Below are 17706 nucleotides of genomic sequence, written 5' to 3' on the forward strand. Positions count from 1 at the left end.
TTCGCACAGCAGGTTCGCGCGGCAACCGAGGGACAAAAAAACCTGCGACACCAAGGGCGCCGCAGGTTTGTATGTTTGATGACCGCAATTGGTCATCCGTGACACATCGCTCAGGGCTTAGCCCAGACGCGAAGCAACGTTTTCCCAGTTCACCAGCTTGTTCAGGAAGTTGTCCAGATACGCAGGGCGCTTGTTGCGGAAATCGATGTAGTAGGAGTGTTCCCATACGTCGCAACCCAGCAGAGCGGTCTGGCCAAAGCACAGCGGGTTCACGCCGTTTTCGGTTTTGGTCACTTTCAGGCCACCATCGGTGTCCTTGACCAGCCAGCACCAGCCGGAGCCGAACTGACCTGCGCCAGCGGCAGCAAACTCGGATTTGAATGCGTCAACCGAGCCAAAGCTTTCAACGATCGCTTTTTCCAGTTCACCGGGCATGGCGTTGCCCTGCGGGCCCATCATTTCCCAAAACTGGTTGTGGTTCCACAGCTGCGAGATGTTGTTGAAGATACCGTTCTGGGCAACCGCGTTCGCGTCGTAGGTGCCGGTGATGATCTCTTCCATCGATTTGTCGGCCCACTCGGTGCCTTCAATCAGCTTGTTGCCGTTCACAACATAGGCGTTGTGGTGCAGGTCGTGGTGGTATTCCATCGTCTCTGCCGACATGCCGAGATCGGCCAGCGCGTCATGAGCGTAAGGAAGGTCGGGAAGTTCGAATGCCATGGGGATGCTCCCTGTTCTAATGCAGTTTCCGTTGCAGATAGATGTGACAACTGTGAGCAAAAGGTCAAGCGTCTGGCAGGGCTTTTTTCACCGCAGAAGAAATGGGATCAATAAGTTAAGCACCAAAGAGTAAACACAGAGGGGACTTCACGGTTCGGCCTGAGTATCTGACCTTTGCTTCCGGGCGCTGCGCCCTTGGTCTGACGGCCAATTCCCACCGGTGCATTTTTTGCATATTAAATAGAAAGCCCGCGCGTTTTCAGCGCGGGCTTTCTATTGTCTCATAAGGCTCAGGCTTAGCCCAGATGGCCAACCTCGCCGCCGCTCTCGGATGAGATACGCAGCAGGTCAAAGGCATATTGCGCGACCGAGCGGAAGCAGATCACCTGCATCACACCGGGTTCGGGCGACCAGAAGGCACCCGCCACCTGCGCCAGACGCGAACGGCGGATGTCGCCCTGACCAAAGGCGGCGGGGCTGAGGTCAACCGGCGCAACCTTGGCCATCACGTCACGCACAGCACCATCATCGCCCGACAGGCGGAAGAAGGCGCGTGCATCGGACACGTTGGCGACCAGAGCGTGTTCCTCTGCCAGTGCCTCGTTCAGGGCGGCGACGGTGGCGTCAACAGTAGCGTAGTCTACCAGAACCAGCAGTTCGTCAGGCGACATCCACGCAACGGTGGCCTGATCACCCGCGACCACTTTGCGCAGTGCAGGCAGGGCCAGACCGGTGACCTTCTCGACGCCGGCGGCAAAGCCTGCGCTGTTGAAATCGCCGCGCAGGGTAATCATCCCCTGCACACCCAGTTCCTCTACCCGGACGAACCCGTTCGAGCTGGCGCCGTTAAGCGCAGTTTGCAGCAAGGCCTCAGACATTCTGCTTCTCCCCGTCCTTGTCGTAGAAGACCGGATCACAGATCCGCGCCTTGTAGGTTTTGCCATCGGTGCCGGGGATCTCCAGCACCTCGCCCATGCGGTCCGGGCCGTTGTGCACCAGCGCCATTGCGATGCCTTTGCCCAGCGTCGGCGAATGGTATGTCGATGTCACGCGACCTTGGGTGTTGCGCTGACCGTTGGCGTTGGTGCCACCGGCAGGCACATAGGCACCATCAGGCAGGACCGACCCGTCGACGGTTTCCAGACCCACCAATTTCCAGCGGTTCGGGTCCGCCATATGGGCACGGGTCTGTGCACGTTTGCCGAGGAAGTCCTCTTTCTTCTTCGAGATCGCCCACTGCATGTTCAGATCCTGCGGGATCACGGTGCCGTCGGTTTCATCACCAATCATGATGAAGCCTTTTTCAGCCCGCATCACGTGCAGTGCCTCAGTACCGTAGGGCATGACGTTGAACTCAGCACCCGCTTCCAAGAGCTTGTCCCACAGCGCGCGCCCCAGCGACGCCGGAACTGCGATTTCGTAGGACAATTCGCCAGAGAAAGAGATCCGGTAGGCCCGCACAGGGATACCCGCCAGTTCGCCATCCGCCCATTCCATGAACTTCAGGCCGTCTTTGGACACGTCCATACCGCCGAGTTTTTCCAGAACGTCGCGGGCTTTCGGGCCAACGACAGCGATCTGGGCGTACTCTTCGGTGACGTTTGCAGTGTAGACTTTCCAGTCCCACCACTCGGTCTGCAGCCATTCTTCCATATGGCCGTGGATACGATCCGCACCGCCGGTGGTGGTGTGGCACAGGAAGGTGTCTTCGTCGATGCGCGCAACAACACCGTCATCCACGAGGAAACCGTTTTCGTTACACATCAGACCGTAGCGGCATTTGCCCGGCTTCAGCGTCGACATCATGTTGGTGTAGAGCATGTCGAGGAATTTGCCCGCATCGGGGCCCTTGACGATGATCTTACCCAGAGTGGAGGCATCGAGCAGACCCAGAGCTTCACGGGTCTGGTTGATCTCACGGCTGACGGCCTGCGCATGGGTTTCGCCATTGCGCGGGAAGCAGTAAGGACGACGCCAGTGACCGACAGGCTCAAAGAAGGCACCCTGCTCTTCGTGCCACTCGTGGATCGGCGTGCGACGCAGCGGCTGGAAAATCTCGTCGCGCGCTTCACCGGCGATCGCGCCCAGCGAGATCGGGGTGTAAGGCGGACGGAAGGTGGTGGTGCCCACCTGCGGGATGTCCACGTTCAACGAATGTGCCAGCGTGGCCAGACCGTTGATGTTGGACAGTTTCCCCTGATCGGTTGCCATGCCCAGCGTGGTGTAACGCTTGGTATGTTCAACGCTTTCATAACCTTCCTGCGCGGCCAGCATGACGTCAGAAACTTTGACGTCGTTCTGATAGTCAAGGAAGGCCTTCATGCGCAGTGCTGGACCAGCGCCTTGCGGCATCAGCCAGACGGCGGCAGGATTTGCCTCTGCTTCGCTTTCGGCGGCGGGTGCGGCCACTTTGGTCGCGGCGGTGATGCCTGCGGCCTCTGCAGCGGCGATGCCGACGGCGGTAGCGTCTGCCATGATGGCGTTCAGGCCAAATTCGCCGTTGGCGGCACCGGCCACCTTGACGAAGCCCTGACCGTCAGCACCCAGCGGCGGGCGGCTGTTGTCGGGACGGAAATGCGCCTGTGCGTCATCCCAGGTCAGTTTACCACCGCAATGCGACCACAGGTGCACAACGGGGGACCAACCACCGGACATGGCGACGGCGTCTGCTTCGATCTCTTCCAGAACGGAGCCTTCGCCGGATTGGGCGCAGATCGCCACGCCAGTGACGCGCTTGCCGCCTTTCACCTTGCAGATCGCTTTGCCGTTTTCAACGCGAATGCCAGCGGCGCGGGCTTCGTTTGCCAGCTCGCCTGCACCTTCCGGACGGGCGTCCAGCAGAACCGGAACCTCAAGGCCGTGTTCCTTCAGCACCAGCGCGGTGCGGTAGGCGTCGTCGTTGTTGGTCACAACAACCACACGGTCACCCGCGGACACGCCGTAGTTCACCACGTAGTCGCGCAGCGCACCGGCCAGCATGACACCGGGGATGTCGTTGCCAGCAAAAGACAGCGGACGTTCGATGGCACCAGTTGCGGTTACAATCTGTTTCGCACGGATGCGCCACAGGCGGTGACGCGGGCCAGCCACATCAGGGGTGTGATCGGTCAGACGCTCATAGCCCAGCATATAGCCGTGATCGTAAACGCCAGACCCCATCATACGGGTGCGCAGAGTGACGTTTTCCATACCCTTCAGTTCGGCAAGTGCAGCGGCGATGAAATCATCAACCGGTGCGCCATCGATGGAGCCACCGTCAACCGGTGCGCGGCCACCCCAATGGGCGGTCTGTTCCATCAGCAGAACCTTGGCGCCTGCTTTGGCTGCAGCCAATGCGGACTGCAGACCAGCAACACCGCCACCAATGACCACAACGTCAAAGAAGGCATAGTAATGCTCATAACGGTCCGCATCGCGATCCTTGGGCGCAGCGCCCAGACCTGCGGACTGACGTACGATGGGTTCAAACAAATGCTTCCACGCCGCCCGGGGGGCCATGAAGGTTTTGTAGTAGAAACCTGCCGGCAGGAAGCGCGCCATCTTGTTGTTGATCGCACCAACGTCGAACTCAAGGCTCGGCCAGTGGTTCTGCGAGGTGCAGTTCAAACCGTCAAACAGTTCGGTCGTGGTGGCGCGTTGGTTCGGCTCAAACTTGGACCCCATACCCAGACCGACCAGCGCGTTCGGCTCTTCGGCGCCAGAAGCGACGATGCCACGCGGACGGTGGTATTTGAACGAACGGCCGACCAGCATCTGGTCGTTGGCCAAGAGGGCAGAGGCCAGCGTGTCGCCCTCAAACCCCTGAAGCTGTTTTCCGTTAAAGGCAAAGCTGATCTGCTTGCCCTTGTTCAGAAGGCGGCCGCCTGATGAAAGACGAGTGCTCATGTCAAAGCCTCCTTGGCCGCGCAATGGGCCGAAATGTCGAAGTTTTCAGAAACGGTAAAGCACATCTCAGCCTTCACCTTTCAGATCGCGCCAGGTCCAGCCGGGACGTTTGGCGCTGATTTTGTCTTGCAGGTCCTTCGGCGGCTCCAACGTCTGAGCGCTGTAGGTGCCAAACACCTCCAGCGTTGCCGTGCAGCGGGCCGCGTGGAAGTATTTGCCGCAGCCGTTCACGTGCCGCCAGCGTTCAAAGTGAACACCTTTGGGGTTTTCACGGCGGAACATATAGCCTTCGAAATCGTCATCCGAGGAGCCGGGGCCAAAGCGCTTCAGGTGCGCTTCGCCATCGGCGTGCAGTTCGGTTTCTTCGGCCTCAACGCCGCAGTAGGGGCATTCAAGAATAAGCATGATCCAGACCTTTCTTAGTGGGCCACGCCGGCCGCGACGCTTTCGTCGATGAAGCGGCCTTCGGTGAAACGGTTGAGGCCAAACTCGTCAGCCAGCGGCGAATGGCCTTTGGCCATCAGCTCTGCCATTGCCCAGCCAGAGCCGGGGATTGCCTTGAAGCCACCGGTGCCCCAGCCACAGTTGACGAAGATGCCGTCAATCGGGGCTTTCGACAGGATGGGCGAACGGTCGCCGGTCATATCCACGATACCGCCCCACTGGCGCAGCATCTTCAGGCGGCTGACCATCGGGAATGTTTCCACGAGGGCACGCACGGTTTCCTCGATGTGGTGGTAAGAGCCACGCTGGGTGTAGTTGTTGAACCCGTCGGTGCCGCCGCCGATGACCATTTCGCCCTTGTCGGACTGGCTCATGTAACCGTGCACAGTGTTGGCCATGACAACCACGTCCATGCAGGGTTTGATCGGTTCAGACACCAGCGCCTGCAGCGCCAGCGATTCAATCGGCAGACGGAAGCCAGACCTTTCAGCCAGAACACCGGCGTTACCAGCCACAACCATGCCCAGTTTATCACAATCGATGGGGCCTTGGGTGGTTTCAACACCAACAACCTTGCCACCTTCGTTGCGCACGCTGGTCACTTCGCATTTCTGGATGATGTCCATGCCCATTTGCGAACAGGCGCGGGCATAGCCCCAGGCAACAGCGTCGTGACGCGCAGTGCCGCCACGGGCCTGCCACAGACCACCCAGAACCGGGTAACGCGGACCATCGAGGTTGATGATCGGCACCAGTTCCTTGACCTTCTGGGGGCTGATGAATTCAGTCGTCACGCCTTGCAGGGCGTTTGCGTGGGCGGTTCGCTGGTAGCCGCGCACCTCGTGCTCGGTCTGCGCCAGCATGATCACACCACGGGGGGAGAACATAACGTTGTAGTTCAGGTCCTGAGACATGGTCTCATAGAGCGAACGCGCCTTTTCATAGATCGCCGCCGAAGGATCCTGCAGATAGTTCGACCGGATGATGGTGGTGTTCCGGCCGGTGTTCCCGCCACCCAACCAACCTTTTTCAAGGACGGCGACATTGGTGATGCCGAAATTTTTACCCAGATAATACGCCGTGGCCAGACCGTGCCCACCGGCACCGACGATGATCACATCGTATTTCTTCTTGGGTTTGGGCGAGGCCCAGGCGCGTTCCCAACCCGTATGGTAGCGGGCGGCTTCGCGGGCGATAGCAAAGGCGGAATATCGTTTCATGGGGCGTCTTTCGCGTCGATTCCGGGGATTAAACTCTGTCATTATTCATGACGACTCTGTGACCCTGCCCCCCGTTTCCAAGCGTCATTTTTCCGTCCGGTTGCGACATGAGCGTCGCAAAGTGCATTTTTCCCAATAAAATCGGGGGTCGGCGCGTGCATTTTCCCTCTTCACAGTTGCGACAACTGCGCACTCTGCGGCGTTTTTGCCGTATTTAGCCTTTTGCAGGCGGGGTGGCGGCGTTACATCACATCCAATTGCAGCTGGAGGCCACATGTCGTTCTGGATCATCACCGCAGCCCTTGCTTTGGGCGTGTCCTTATTGATGGCGATCGCCCTGTTGCGTGGCCGCACCGGTGCCGCACCGCCCGCCGCCTATGACCTGAAGGTCTACCGCGCCCAGTTGGTCGAGGTGGACAAAGACATGGCGCGCGGCGTGATCAACGCCGAAGATGGCGCACGCACCAAGGCCGAAATTGCACGCCGTATCCTGGCCGCCGACGCCCAACTGCGGACAGGTGGTGAAACCGGCGGCCAGCCTGCAGCGGCCGGTAAACTGCTGGCGGTGGCGACCTCCGTTTTTATCGTTGGCGGCGCTTTCATACTTTATAACCACCTTGGCGCCCCGCATGTGCCGGATCTGGCACTGAAGGATCGTCTGGCGCTGGCCGATGACATCCGGCGCAACCGCCCCAGTCAGGAAGAGGTGGAGGCGCGCACCGCCACCGCTGCACCAGATGCCGAAATCAGTGAAGAGTACAAGCAGTTGATGACCCAACTGCGCGCCGCTGTGGTGGAGCGTCCGAATGACCTGCAGGGTCAACGACTGCTGGCCCGGAATGAAGCAGCATTGGGCAACTTCGTCGCTGCCCGCAAAGCACAGACTGAAATCGTGCGCATCTTGGGCGATGCGGTGCGGATGGAGGATCTGGTTGATCTGGCCGATCTGATGGTCCTGTCTGCTGGCGGTTTTGTTTCGCCAGAAACGGAACGCGTGCTGGGTCAGATCCTGCAACGCGACGGCCAGAACCCGATTGCGCGCTATTACATGGGGCTGATGTTTGCCCAAGTGGGCCGTCCTGACGGTGCCTTCCGCACATGGTCGGCGCTGCTGCAAGAAGGTCCGGCAGACGCACCGTGGATCACCCCGATCCGTGGTCAGATCGAAACTGCCGCCCGTCAGGCTGGTATTCGCTATGAACTGCCGCCATTGAACGATGCCCCCGGTCCAGACGCCGATCAGGTTCGCGCCGCCCAAGACCTGAGCGCCGAAGAGCGCACCGAAATGATCCGCGGCATGGTCGCTGGTCTGGCCGATCGTCTGGCCACCGACGGCGGCACACCCGAAGAATGGGCCCGTCTGATCAATGCCTACGGTGTATTGGAAGAGGTTGCGCAGGCCCAAGCGATCTATAAAGAGGCGCTGCAGGTTTTTGCCGCCTCTCCCGAGGCGCTGCGCCTGATCGAAGCCGCCGCAGAAAACGCAGGATTGCGCCAATGATCCACGACACCGAACAAGAAATGGCCGCCGCCCTGCCCCCGATGCAGCCGCTGATGGGTCTTGATCTGGGCACCAAGACAATCGGCGTTGCTGTGTCCGACGTCCTGCGCTCTGTCGCGACGCCAGTAGAAACGGTGAAGCGCAAGAAGTTCGGCGTTGATGCCGCGCGCCTTTTGGAGATTTGCAAAGACCGTCAGGTCGGCGGCATCCTCCTTGGGCTGCCGCGCAACATGGACGGATCCGAAGGCCCGCGCGCCCAGTCCACCCGCGCCTTTGCCCGCAACCTCAGCCAGCTGACAGACCTGCCGATCGGCTACTGGGACGAACGCCTGTCCACCGTTGCTGCCGAACGCGCCTTGATCGAGGCGGACACGTCGCGCGCCAAACGAGCCGAAAAAATCGACAATGTGGCGGCCTCATTTATCCTTCAGGGCTTCCTTGATCGGTTGCGCAATCTATAACATCTGAAATCCTTGAGGGCCGCGCCCTCATGCCTCCGCCGCCGCAAGAAGGATCCCACATGAGCGACGACGTCTGGAAACGAAACGAGATCGAGAGCCCCTGTGTGAAGCTCTGCGCGATCCATCCCAAGGCCAAAATCTGCACCGGCTGCCACCGCAGTCTGGATGAGATTGGCAACTGGTCCAACATGACGCCAGAAGCGCGGCGCGAGGTGATGGCAGACCTGCCAAACCGCGCCAGCCTGCTGAAACAACGGCGCGGCGGCCGCAGCGCGAGGCTGCGCGACATCTGATACCCACCTGAACGCCAAACAGAAAAGCCGCCCCAAATCATCTGGGACGGCTTTGATGCTTTGCCACTCAACCCTGTTAGGGTGCCGGATCTGCCTCTGGTGCGTCCAGCCAATTTGGAAGCGCAGACAAAACCACATCATTCACCGTCAACGTACCAAAGGCACCCGAAACCGTGGCAATCACATCACCATCAATCAGGATCTGCGCATCGCCGGAGCTGTCTGGATCCTCTTGCAGCGTCACAACAGGTGGCGTGGTGTCTGCCGCGTTATAGTTCAGCAAGATCACATCCTGACCGCGCACGTAATCACGGATCAGCACCTCTTGATCAATCCAAGTGCCAAGACCGAACACATCGGCCCCGTCACCACCGCGCAGTTCATCCCCGCTGCCAGCCAGAAGGGTATCGTTGCCTTCTCCGCCAAACAGGGTATCAGGGTCCAGAACATCACTGTTGCGGAAACCGGTATCGGTCAGATCCGCAGGCAGGTAACCCAGCAATGAATCATCGCCCGCATCACCCGAAATCTGGTCGCTACCAGCCCCACCTGTGATCACGTCATTGCCTGCACCGCCGGAAATCGCATCGATATCCGCGCCGCCGTCAATCGTGTCGTTGCCATCCCCACCCTGCAGCGTGTCCGCGCCAGCGCCACCCAGCAGGACGTCATTACCCGCTTCGCCCTGCACCTCATCCGCACCGTCACCGCCATCCAAAGCGTCATTGCCTGCACCACCAAAGAGTGTATCAACACCCGCCTCACCCAGCAGGACATCATCGCCTGCCTCGCCGGTAAGGAAATCGTTGCCAAGACCGCCGTTCAGCGCATCCATGCCAGCGCCTCCCGCCAGATCATCGGCGCCATCCTGACCCAACAGGGTGTCGTCGCCGTCATCGCCAACCAACCGGTCATCGCCCGTGCCGCCGGTCATAGAGTCATCCCCGGAACCACCACGCAGATCGTCATTACCGTCGCCGCCATCGATCACATCCAGACCAATACCACCGCGCACCAGATCAACACCGGGACCAGCATTGATGGTGTCATCGCCTGCGCGTCCAAGGATGTTGTCAGCACCTGTGGTGCCCAGAAACCGCTCATCCCCCTCACCGCCTTCGGCAGAGCCGGTGAAATCGGGCGTCAGATTATCGCTATCGTTTTCGTTGTCAGCGCCGTCCTCTTCAAACAGCGTGTAGACACCGTAAACACTTGCAAGACTGAGCAAAGTCATGATTGCAAACATAATGAGTAATCCCCTCAAATACGCTCGAAAGTTTACACGTCACTCCTTTTGGTTGCAAGCCGCATGGAATTTTGTCGCGTTTCCAGAAACAGTTTTAACGTGCACAACGCACTACAGCAGCCCGCGCAACAAAACGGGGGCCAAAGCCCCCGTAAAATCACTGGCAACGCGCCATAGCATTGCCACAAAGACGTCTCAGCAACGAATCGGCTGCGCTAGTACCCGAAAGCTTTGCGCAGCATGTTGAGCGCGGCCAGCGTCAGGAACACGGCAAACACACGCTTCAGTGGTTTGGGATCCATCGCATGGGCCAGCTTCACCCCCAGTGGTGCTGTCAACAGGGTCATGGCGATTGTGACGGCAAAGGCTGGCAGATTGACCGCGCCAATGGTCAGCGGCGGACGCTGCGCAGGATCAATGGCGACGAACAGGAAGCCGATCACCGCAGGCACAGCGATGATGACCCCGAAACCCGCAGCGGTTGCAACCGCACGGTGAATAGGCGTCGCAAAAAGCGTCATCAAAGGCACCCCGAAGCTCCCCCCGCCAATGCCCATCAACACCGACAGGAAGCCCACGATAGGTGACATGATCGCGCGCGCAATTCCGACAGGCATCTGCGCGCCCAGCCGCCACTCACTACGACCTAATCCCATATAAGCGCCGATAAACAGCCCCAGAAACCCGAAGATCCCCTGCAGGGTCGCCGACCGCAGCGAGGCCGCGACCATGACACCAATCACCGCACCAACCACGATGCCCGGCCCCCAGCCGCGCAGGATCGACCATTCCACCGCACCCTTTTTGTTGTGACTGTGAACAGAGCGCAACGAGGTCACGATGATCGTCGCCAGCGAGGTCGCCAGACACATCTGCATCAACTGCGGCCCATCATAGCCAAGGGTCTGAAACGCATAGAAGTAGGACGGCACCAAGACGATACCACCGCCAACCCCCAGCAGCCCCGCCAGCACGCCAGCAAGAGCGCCGATCGCCATCAATAGCGCCAGCATCATTATCAACAGTTCAATGTCAGGCATCCCCATCCCCTTGATCCTTCTGCGCTTCGGCGCAGCACATTGGCCGCCAAAATAGCGCCGCTGGCTATAATGACCAGTGGGAAACAGCTGGAATTTCTATGTGCAAGCGCAGGAGTTAGCCCACCTGACGTGCCGACGCCACAGGCGCATTTGTGACAGCAGCCAGCGCCTCTCCCACCAAATCCGGTCCAGCCCCGGGTTTATGCGCATTCTCTGACAGAATGCGCCGCCACTGCCGCGCACCGGGCTTGCCCGCAAAAAGCCCCAGCATATGGCGCGTCACCTGCCCCAGCTTGCCACCGTTGGTCACATGCGCCTCGATATAGGGCAGCATCTGATGAACCACCGCAACGGGATCTGTGATCTCGCCGGTGCCGTAGATCTCTGGATCAGCGGCGCAAAGGATATCCGCAGGTTGATGATAGGCAGACCGCCCGACCATCACGCCGTCCAGCCCCTTGTCCAGATGCGCCCGCGCCTCTGCCAGTGACGTCACACCACCGTTGAGCGATAGGTGTAGCTGCGGGAACCGTGCCTTCATTGCATAGACCAGATCATAATCCAGCGGTGGAATATCGCGGTTTTCCTTTGGGCTCAGGCCCTGAAGCCACGCCTTACGTGCGTGAATAGTAAAACGATTACAGCCTGTTGCCGCCACGTCCTCAAGGAACGCGGGCAGCACCTCATGCGGATCCTGATCATCCACACCAATGCGGCATTTCACCGTGACCTCAACAGACACTGCATCCTGCATCGCCTTCACACAATCGGCCACCAAACTGGACTGACGCATCAAAACAGCCCCGAATGTCCCCGATTGCACCCGATCACTGGGACAGCCGCAGTTGAGGTTCACCTCATCATATCCACGCGCCTCTGCCATCTTCGCTGCCTGCGCCAGCTCCACCGGATCAGATCCGCCAAGCTGCAGTGCAACGGGATGCTCTTCCTCATTGAAATCCAGCAAATGCAGCGCCCCACCCCGCACCAAAGCGGGCGAAGTGACCATTTCGGTGTAAAGCAGCGTCTCACGCGACAACAACCGATGCAGATAGCGACAGTGGCGGTCTGTCCAATCCATCATCGGGGCAATGGAGAGACGGGCAGCTGTGTCCAACGGGGTCTTCAAAGCGATGCTCCTTCAACTCGAACGGGCGATCAATCAGGGATTCGGAAGCGGCTGTGTAGCACAGATTGACCCAAGGCACAGTCTCTGCGCTCTGTCTGGCCGCCTTTGGAACTGCCGCCTTGGGAACTGCCGATTGGAGCAGGCTGGCCGATCGCTGCACCCATCGAACAGCCGCAGCACGGTGATCGCGTCGAACCTGCAAATCGCGCAGCGAGTGCTCGAACAGGCGATTCAGGGTTTGCCCGCATTCAGGTTCTCGACACCGACATGCTGCATAAACACTGCCCCGTGCCGCTGATGCGGTGGCGGTGGCATGGCTCGAAGAGGCCTTCCTCAAGTTTTTAAAGCGTGTGTCCTTGCTCAGATAGTACTGAGAATGCGCACAAAGTTTTGCCTCTTGATGTGCAGCAAATGCAAGCGCCACCTCCTAAGTAAATAGGTTTCGATTGGTGAGTGACGTTACCAGATTGGCTCAACCACAGCGGACGCTCAAGAATGACAGTGGAAATGTCTGAGCTGAGGGACAAAGTGCGAGTTCGCTGCATTTGCGCCAACGTCTGCTTTTGACAATTCTCAACGTCACAAACCGTTCTTTTCCAGTGTCGAAAACGGTTGAGCTTCGGCATTTTTGTATCCTGCCTTCAAGGTTGGATACATCTTGGCACGCTGTCCAGCTTTGCCGGACCACTTGAGGCAAAGGAGGACAAGAGATTCAGGTCTGAATTTCCCAAAATAACGCGGCGTATGTCCTTGACCCAAGAGCCCGCCGCGCTATTTGGTAGATCCTCCACCGAGGAGACGTAAGACCCCACCCGAGGCCATTTGGCCTAACAGCCACCCTGCATCGGCAGGGTGGCTGTTTTCGTTACAGATACGCACTTATTCCGCTGCCAGCTTGCCAATATCTGTAGGTTGATAGTTCAACACTGGTGCCAGCCAACGCTCTGCCTCTGCCAGGTCCATGCCCTTGCGCATAGCGTAGTCTTCGACCTGATCCCGTTCGACTTTTGCGACGCCGAAGTAATAGCTATCAGGATGCGCAAGATAGAGGCCAGAGACAGAGGCCCCCGGCCACATCGCATAACTATCCGTCAGCGCCACACCTGTTGCGGCCTCTGCATCAAGCAGATCAAACAACGTGGCCTTTTCCGTATGGTCAGGCTGTGCCGGATAGCCCGGTGCAGGGCGGATGCCGGGGTATACTTCGCGGATCAGATCCGCGTTTGACAGATCTTCCGCCGCCGCGTAGCCCCAAAGCTCGCGCCGGACCTTTTCGTGCAGTCGTTCGGCGAAAGCTTCGGCCAGACGATCGGCCAATGCCTTGACCATGATGGAGGAATAATCATCGTTCGCCTCCTCAAATGCTTTGGCGATCTGATCCTCCTCTGCACCAGAAGTGACGACAAACCCACCCACATAATCCGGCACCCCGGCGGGGCCGACAAAATCGGACAACGCCACATTCGGCCGCCCAGCGCGTTTGGCGCTTTGCTGGCGCAGGGTGTGCAAGGTCGCCAATGACGTGGTGCGGGTATCGTCGGTGAACAGCTGAATATCATCGCCCAGCGCATTGGCGGGCCAAAAGCCAACGACAGCCTTGGGGGTAAACCACTTCTCTGCCACGATACGCTTCAACATGGCCTGTGCGTCGGCAAAAAGCTGACGTGCGGCCTGCCCTTGTTTTTCATCGTCCAAAATCTTCGGATAAACCCCGCGCATCTCCCATGTCTGAAAGAACGGCGTCCAGTCGATATAGCGCGCCAGTTCGCCCAGATCCCAGTCATCAAACGCGCGGGTGCCAAGGAAAGAGGGGCATGTGGGCTGATAGCCTTCCCAGTCACAGCGATAAGCGTTCTCACGGGCGGTCTCTACGCTGATCCGCTTCTTCGCCAGTTCGGCGCGGGCATATTTCTGCGCCACCTCGGCATACTCCTTACGCACGTCGTCGATATAGGTGACTTTCTGTGTCTCACTCAGCAGGCTAGACACCACCCCCACCGCGCGAGAGGCATCGGTGACATAGATCGCCTGCGCGCTATCAAGGCTCGGATGGATCTTCACCGCCGTATGCACCTTGGAGGTGGTCGCCCCACCAATAAGCAACGGCTGGGTCATGCCAGCGCGTTGCATCTCGCCTGCAACATATACCATTTCATCCAGCGACGGCGTGATCAGGCCAGAGAGACCGATGATGTCCACCTTTTCCTCCCGTGCGACTTGTAGAATCTTCTCCGCCGGGACCATCACGCCAAGATCGATAATCTCATAGTTGTTACAGGCCAGCACCACACCGACGATGTTCTTGCCAATATCGTGCACGTCGCCTTTGACCGTGGCCATCAGAACCTTGCCAGCACTTTCGGCAGCGCCGTCCTTCTCGGCGTCCATATAGGGCAACAGCACGGCAACCGCCTGTTTCATCACCCGTGCGGATTTGACCACCTGCGGCAGGAACATCTTCCCAGCGCCAAACAGATCGCCCACCACATTCATCCCCGCCATCAGCGGTCCTTCGATCACATTCAGCGGACGCTCGGCACTTTGACGCGCCTCCTCTGTGTCCTCCTCAATGAAATCGGTGATCCCGTTCACCAGCGCATGTTCCAGACGTTTGGCCACATCCCATGTGCGCCATGTCATATCCTTTTCAGCGCCTTTGCGACCGCCCTGCCCTTTGAACCGTTCTGCCAGATCCAGCAGACGTTCAGTGGCGTCCGCGCGGCGGTTCATCACCACATCCTCACAGGCATCACGCAGTTCAGCGTCAATCTGATCATACACCGCCAACTGACCGGCATTGACGATCCCCATATCCACCCCCGCCTGAATACCATGGTAGAGGAAGACAGAATGCATTGCCTCCCTCACCGCCTCATTGCCGCGGAAGCTAAACGACAGGTTAGAGATCCCGCCAGACACATGCACATGCGGCAGATCACGAGTGATGCGGCGCGTGGCTTCGATAAAATCGACACCGTAATTATCATGTTCCTCTATCCCGGTGGCGACAGCAAAGACGTTGGGATCAAAGATGATATCTTCGGGCGCAAAGCCGACCTGTGTCGTGAGGATGTTATAGGCCCGCGCACAAATCTCGACCTTGCGCTCCTCTGTGTCGGCCTGTCCTGTCTCATCAAAGGCCATGACAACCACAGCCGCCCCATAGCGGTGACACAGACGGGCGTGATGCAGGAACGCTTCCTCCCCCTCTTTCAGCGAGATGGAGTTTACGATCGCCTTGCCCTGCACACATTGCAGGCCCGCCTCGATCACCTCCCACTTGGAGCTGTCGATCATCAGCGGCACACGGGCGATATCGGGTTCCGACGCGATGAGATTGAGGAACTCCACCATAGCCGCCTGACTGTCGATCAACCCTTCGTCCATGTTGACGTCAATGATCTGCGCGCCGTTTTCCACCTGCTGACGTGCCACCTCCAACGCGCTGGCATAATCGCCATTGGTGATCAGCTTGCGAAACCGGGCGGAGCCTGTGACGTTTGTCCGCTCGCCGACGTTGACGAAGGGGATGTCTTTGCTCAGCGTGAACGGTTCCAGCCCTGACAGGCGCATCAACGGCGGCAGTTTAGGCAAAGTACGTGGCGCAATCCCCTCAACCGCTGCAGCAATGGCGCGGATATGGTCGTAGGTCGATCCACAGCATCCTCCCACCACGTTCACCAGACCCTCGCGGGCAAATCCGGCGATCTGACGCGCCATCTCTTCGGGGCTTTCATCATATTCGCCCATCTCATTAGGCAGGCCCGCGTTTGGATAGGCGCAGGTCAGCGTCTCAGCGACACCCGCAATCTCTGCCATATGCGCCCGCATGGCATCCGCGCCCAGCGCACAGTTCAGACCGACAGTCAGCGGTGCTGCATGGCGGATCGAATGCCAGAAGGCCGTGGGCGTCTGTCCCGACAGGGTGCGCCCCGACAGATCGGTGATCGTCCCGGAAATCATCACCGGATAGCGCAACCCGCGTTCTTCAAAAACCTCCTCGCAGGCAAAAATCGCCGCCTTAGCATTGAGCGTGTCAAAGATTGTCTCAACCAGCAAAAGATCCGCGCCACCGTCCAGCAGTCCGCGCACCTGTTGGGCATAGGCCATACGCAACTGCTCAAACGTCACCGCGCGGTAGCCGGGGTTGTTCACATCCGGACTGATTGAAGCGGTCCGGTTGGTCGGCCCGATAGCGCCGGCCACATAGCGTTTGCGGCCATCTTCTGCCTCAGCACGGTCCATTGCACAGCGCGCCAGACGGGCGCCTTCGATGTTGATCGCATCCACCAGCGCCTCTTGGCCGTAATCTGCTTGTGCAATGGTGGTGGCTGAAAACGTGTTGGTTTCAACAATATCAGCACCAGCAAGGGCGTATTGGTAGTGAATATCCTCCACCACATCCGGTCGCGTCAGATTAAGCAAGTCGTTGTTGCCGATTAAAGGCGTGTCACTGTGGATATGCGCGTGACAGGCACAGCCTGCGCCATGCCCCGCGTGATCCCCATTAAAATCGCCCTCCACCAGACCAAGTTTCTGGATCTGCGTCCCCATCGCCCCATCCATCACCAGAATACGGCGGGCGGCAGCGCCTAAAATTGCATCAAAGGTGGGTGAGCGCGGCAGATCAGCGGACATCAGGCGAGCCTTGGCTAGGAAATAACAGTTTCGCCTGTCTATCCGCCGCCCACACTTAAACATACTTCATAATAATAAACTCAAACATGAGCCCTCCTCATATTCAATCACCGTATGACCCACATTTTGAGAACCATTCGCAAAAACCTGCCTCCCCTCTCTTGAGAATGGTTCGCAATTGCATTAGTTGCCTCTCAACGCCCCTTCTCTGACCGGAGCTTTCGAATGACCAAGTCCCTTTTCACCTCTGTCGCCCTTGCCGCTCTGATCGCCAGCCCTGCAATGGCTGACAAGATGAAGGTTGTGACCACCTTCACCGTCCTGTCCGACATGGCTCAGAACGTCGCAGGTGACGCAGCAGAGGTGGTATCCATCACCAAACCGGGCGCCGAGATCCACGGCTATCAACCCACCCCCCAAGACATCGTGCGCGCCTATGACGCCGATCTGGTGCTTTGGAACGGCCTTAATCTGGAACTGTGGTTTGAACAGTTCATCGCCAATCTGGGCGACAAGCCTTCGGTCACACTGACCGACGGGATCGACCCGATTTCGATCGCCAGTGGATCCTATGAGGGCAAGGCAAACCCTCATGCGTGGATGGGTCTGGATAACGCAATCGTCTACATCGACAACATCGCCACCGCCTTTGGCGAACATGATCCGGCCAACGCCGAAGTGTATCAGGCAAATGCCGAAGCTTACAAAACCCAGCTGCGCGCGACCATTGAGCCGCTGAAAGACCAGATCGCCGCCGTGCCAGAGGACAAGCGCTGGCTGGTCTCTTGTGAGGGGGCGTTCAGCTATCTGGCTAAGGATCTTGGTCTGAAAGAGCTGTACCTGTGGCCCATGAACGCCGATCAGACCGGTACACCGCAACAGGTGCGCAAGGTGATCGATGGGGTACGTGACAACAACATCGGTGCGGTGTTCTGTGAAAGCACGGTCAACACGGACCCAGCAAAACAGGTGGCGCGTGAAACCGGGGCCAGCTACGGTGGGGTGCTTTATGTTGACAGCCTCTCCGCAGCGGACGGGCCGGTTCCTACCTATCTGGATCTGCTGCGCGTCACATCCGAAACCATTGCATCTGGCCTGACTTCTGACCTGACCGCAGACATGAACTGAG

The 17706-nt window shown here is 58.8% G+C and carries 13 protein-coding genes; 4 read left to right on the forward strand and 9 right to left on the reverse strand.

Features of this window, described 5'->3' with window-relative positions; translation table 11 throughout:
• Window positions 1-117: 117 nt before the first annotated feature.
• The 5 genes from MHM86_RS03225 to MHM86_RS03245 all read right to left on the reverse strand — a co-directional run bounded on the left by MHM86_RS03225 (window position 118) and on the right by MHM86_RS03245 (window position 6269).
• Entirely contained in the window at window positions 118-720 is a 603-nt protein-coding gene (locus MHM86_RS03225; protein WP_239195659.1) for a superoxide dismutase, read from the reverse strand.
• 296 nt (window positions 721-1016) lie between these two features.
• Complete coding sequence (locus MHM86_RS03230) at window positions 1017-1598, reverse strand: sarcosine oxidase subunit gamma (protein WP_239195660.1); 582 nt, start codon at window positions 1596-1598, stop codon at window positions 1017-1019.
• Window positions 1591-4605, reverse strand: a complete 3015-nt coding sequence (locus MHM86_RS03235; protein ID WP_239195662.1) for a sarcosine oxidase subunit alpha family protein — start codon at window positions 4603-4605, stop codon at window positions 1591-1593. The genes MHM86_RS03230 and MHM86_RS03235 overlap by 8 nt, the downstream gene beginning before the upstream one ends.
• Window positions 4606-4671: 66 nt before the next feature.
• Window positions 4672-5010, reverse strand: coding sequence for a sarcosine oxidase subunit delta (locus MHM86_RS03240; RefSeq protein WP_239195664.1), 339 nt, complete (start codon window positions 5008-5010; stop codon window positions 4672-4674).
• A gap of 14 nt (window positions 5011-5024) precedes the next feature.
• The gene (locus MHM86_RS03245; protein WP_239195666.1) at window positions 5025-6269 is read right to left on the reverse strand and encodes a sarcosine oxidase subunit beta family protein; all 1245 of its coding nucleotides are present in this window, start codon (window positions 6267-6269) and stop codon (window positions 5025-5027) included.
• 274 nt (window positions 6270-6543) lie between these two features.
• On the opposite strand from MHM86_RS03245, the gene ccmI reads away from it, so the two are divergent.
• The 3 genes from ccmI to MHM86_RS03260 are packed head-to-tail and all read left to right on the forward strand — an operon-like array spanning window position 6544 to window position 8524.
• On the forward strand, window positions 6544-7770 hold the full coding sequence (gene ccmI, locus MHM86_RS03250) for a c-type cytochrome biogenesis protein CcmI (RefSeq protein WP_239195668.1): 1227 nt from the start codon (window positions 6544-6546) through the stop codon (window positions 7768-7770).
• The gene (gene ruvX, locus MHM86_RS03255; RefSeq protein WP_239195669.1) at window positions 7767-8231 is read left to right on the forward strand and encodes a Holliday junction resolvase RuvX; all 465 of its coding nucleotides are present in this window, start codon (window positions 7767-7769) and stop codon (window positions 8229-8231) included. The genes ccmI and ruvX overlap by 4 nt, the downstream gene beginning before the upstream one ends.
• 59 nt (window positions 8232-8290) lie before the next feature.
• Window positions 8291-8524: a DUF1289 domain-containing protein gene (locus MHM86_RS03260; protein ID WP_239195671.1), complete on the forward strand. Its 234-nt coding sequence runs from the start codon at window positions 8291-8293 to the stop codon at window positions 8522-8524.
• Window positions 8525-8600: 76 nt separating this feature from the next.
• Here MHM86_RS03260 and MHM86_RS03265 read toward each other — a convergent pair whose 3' ends face one another.
• The 4 genes from MHM86_RS03265 to metH form a co-directional block, all read right to left on the reverse strand.
• Complete coding sequence (locus tag MHM86_RS03265; RefSeq protein ID WP_239195675.1) at window positions 8601-9770, reverse strand: calcium-binding protein; 1170 nt, start codon at window positions 9768-9770, stop codon at window positions 8601-8603.
• 215 nt (window positions 9771-9985) lie between these two features.
• Window positions 9986-10810 (reverse strand): sulfite exporter TauE/SafE family protein, encoded by an 825-nt coding sequence (locus MHM86_RS03270; protein ID WP_239195677.1) that lies wholly within the window; start codon window positions 10808-10810, stop codon window positions 9986-9988.
• 115 nt (window positions 10811-10925) lie between these two features.
• On the reverse strand, window positions 10926-11939 hold the full coding sequence (dusA, locus tag MHM86_RS03275; protein ID WP_255723000.1) for a tRNA dihydrouridine(20/20a) synthase DusA: 1014 nt from the start codon (window positions 11937-11939) through the stop codon (window positions 10926-10928).
• An 879-nt stretch (window positions 11940-12818) separates the two neighbouring features.
• Window positions 12819-16577: a methionine synthase gene (metH, locus tag MHM86_RS03280; RefSeq protein WP_239195681.1), complete on the reverse strand. Its 3759-nt coding sequence runs from the start codon at window positions 16575-16577 to the stop codon at window positions 12819-12821.
• Window positions 16578-16802: 225 nt separating this feature from the next.
• Here metH and MHM86_RS03285 point away from each other — a divergent pair, with 225 nt between their 5' ends.
• Window positions 16803-17705 (forward strand): metal ABC transporter substrate-binding protein, encoded by a 903-nt coding sequence (locus MHM86_RS03285; protein WP_239195682.1) that lies wholly within the window; start codon window positions 16803-16805, stop codon window positions 17703-17705.
• Window position 17706 lies beyond the last annotated feature (1 nt).

The organism is Thalassobius sp. Cn5-15 (genome assembly GCF_022347685.1).
Classification (GTDB): domain Bacteria; phylum Pseudomonadota; class Alphaproteobacteria; order Rhodobacterales; family Rhodobacteraceae; genus Thalassobius.

Coding starts and splice junctions, on each gene's coding strand:
- ccmI (WP_239195668.1), top strand. CDS start 6,544: ATGTCGTTCTGGATCATCACCGCAGCCCTTGCTTTGGGCGTGTCCTTA.
- MHM86_RS03265 (WP_239195675.1), bottom strand. CDS start 9,770: ATGTTTGCAATCATGACTTTGCTCAGTCTTGCAAGTGTTTACGGTGTC.
- MHM86_RS03225 (WP_239195659.1), bottom strand. CDS start 720: ATGGCATTCGAACTTCCCGACCTTCCTTACGCTCATGACGCGCTGGCC.
- MHM86_RS03270 (WP_239195677.1), bottom strand. CDS start 10,810: ATGCCTGACATTGAACTGTTGATAATGATGCTGGCGCTATTGATGGCG.
- metH (WP_239195681.1), bottom strand. CDS start 16,577: ATGTCCGCTGATCTGCCGCGCTCACCCACCTTTGATGCAATTTTAGGC.
- MHM86_RS03285 (WP_239195682.1), top strand. CDS start 16,803: ATGACCAAGTCCCTTTTCACCTCTGTCGCCCTTGCCGCTCTGATCGCC.
- MHM86_RS03230 (WP_239195660.1), bottom strand. CDS start 1,598: ATGTCTGAGGCCTTGCTGCAAACTGCGCTTAACGGCGCCAGCTCGAAC.
- MHM86_RS03240 (WP_239195664.1), bottom strand. CDS start 5,010: ATGCTTATTCTTGAATGCCCCTACTGCGGCGTTGAGGCCGAAGAAACC.
- ruvX (WP_239195669.1), top strand. CDS start 7,767: ATGATCCACGACACCGAACAAGAAATGGCCGCCGCCCTGCCCCCGATG.
- MHM86_RS03245 (WP_239195666.1), bottom strand. CDS start 6,269: ATGAAACGATATTCCGCCTTTGCTATCGCCCGCGAAGCCGCCCGCTAC.
- MHM86_RS03235 (WP_239195662.1), bottom strand. CDS start 4,605: ATGAGCACTCGTCTTTCATCAGGCGGCCGCCTTCTGAACAAGGGCAAG.
- MHM86_RS03260 (WP_239195671.1), top strand. CDS start 8,291: ATGAGCGACGACGTCTGGAAACGAAACGAGATCGAGAGCCCCTGTGTG.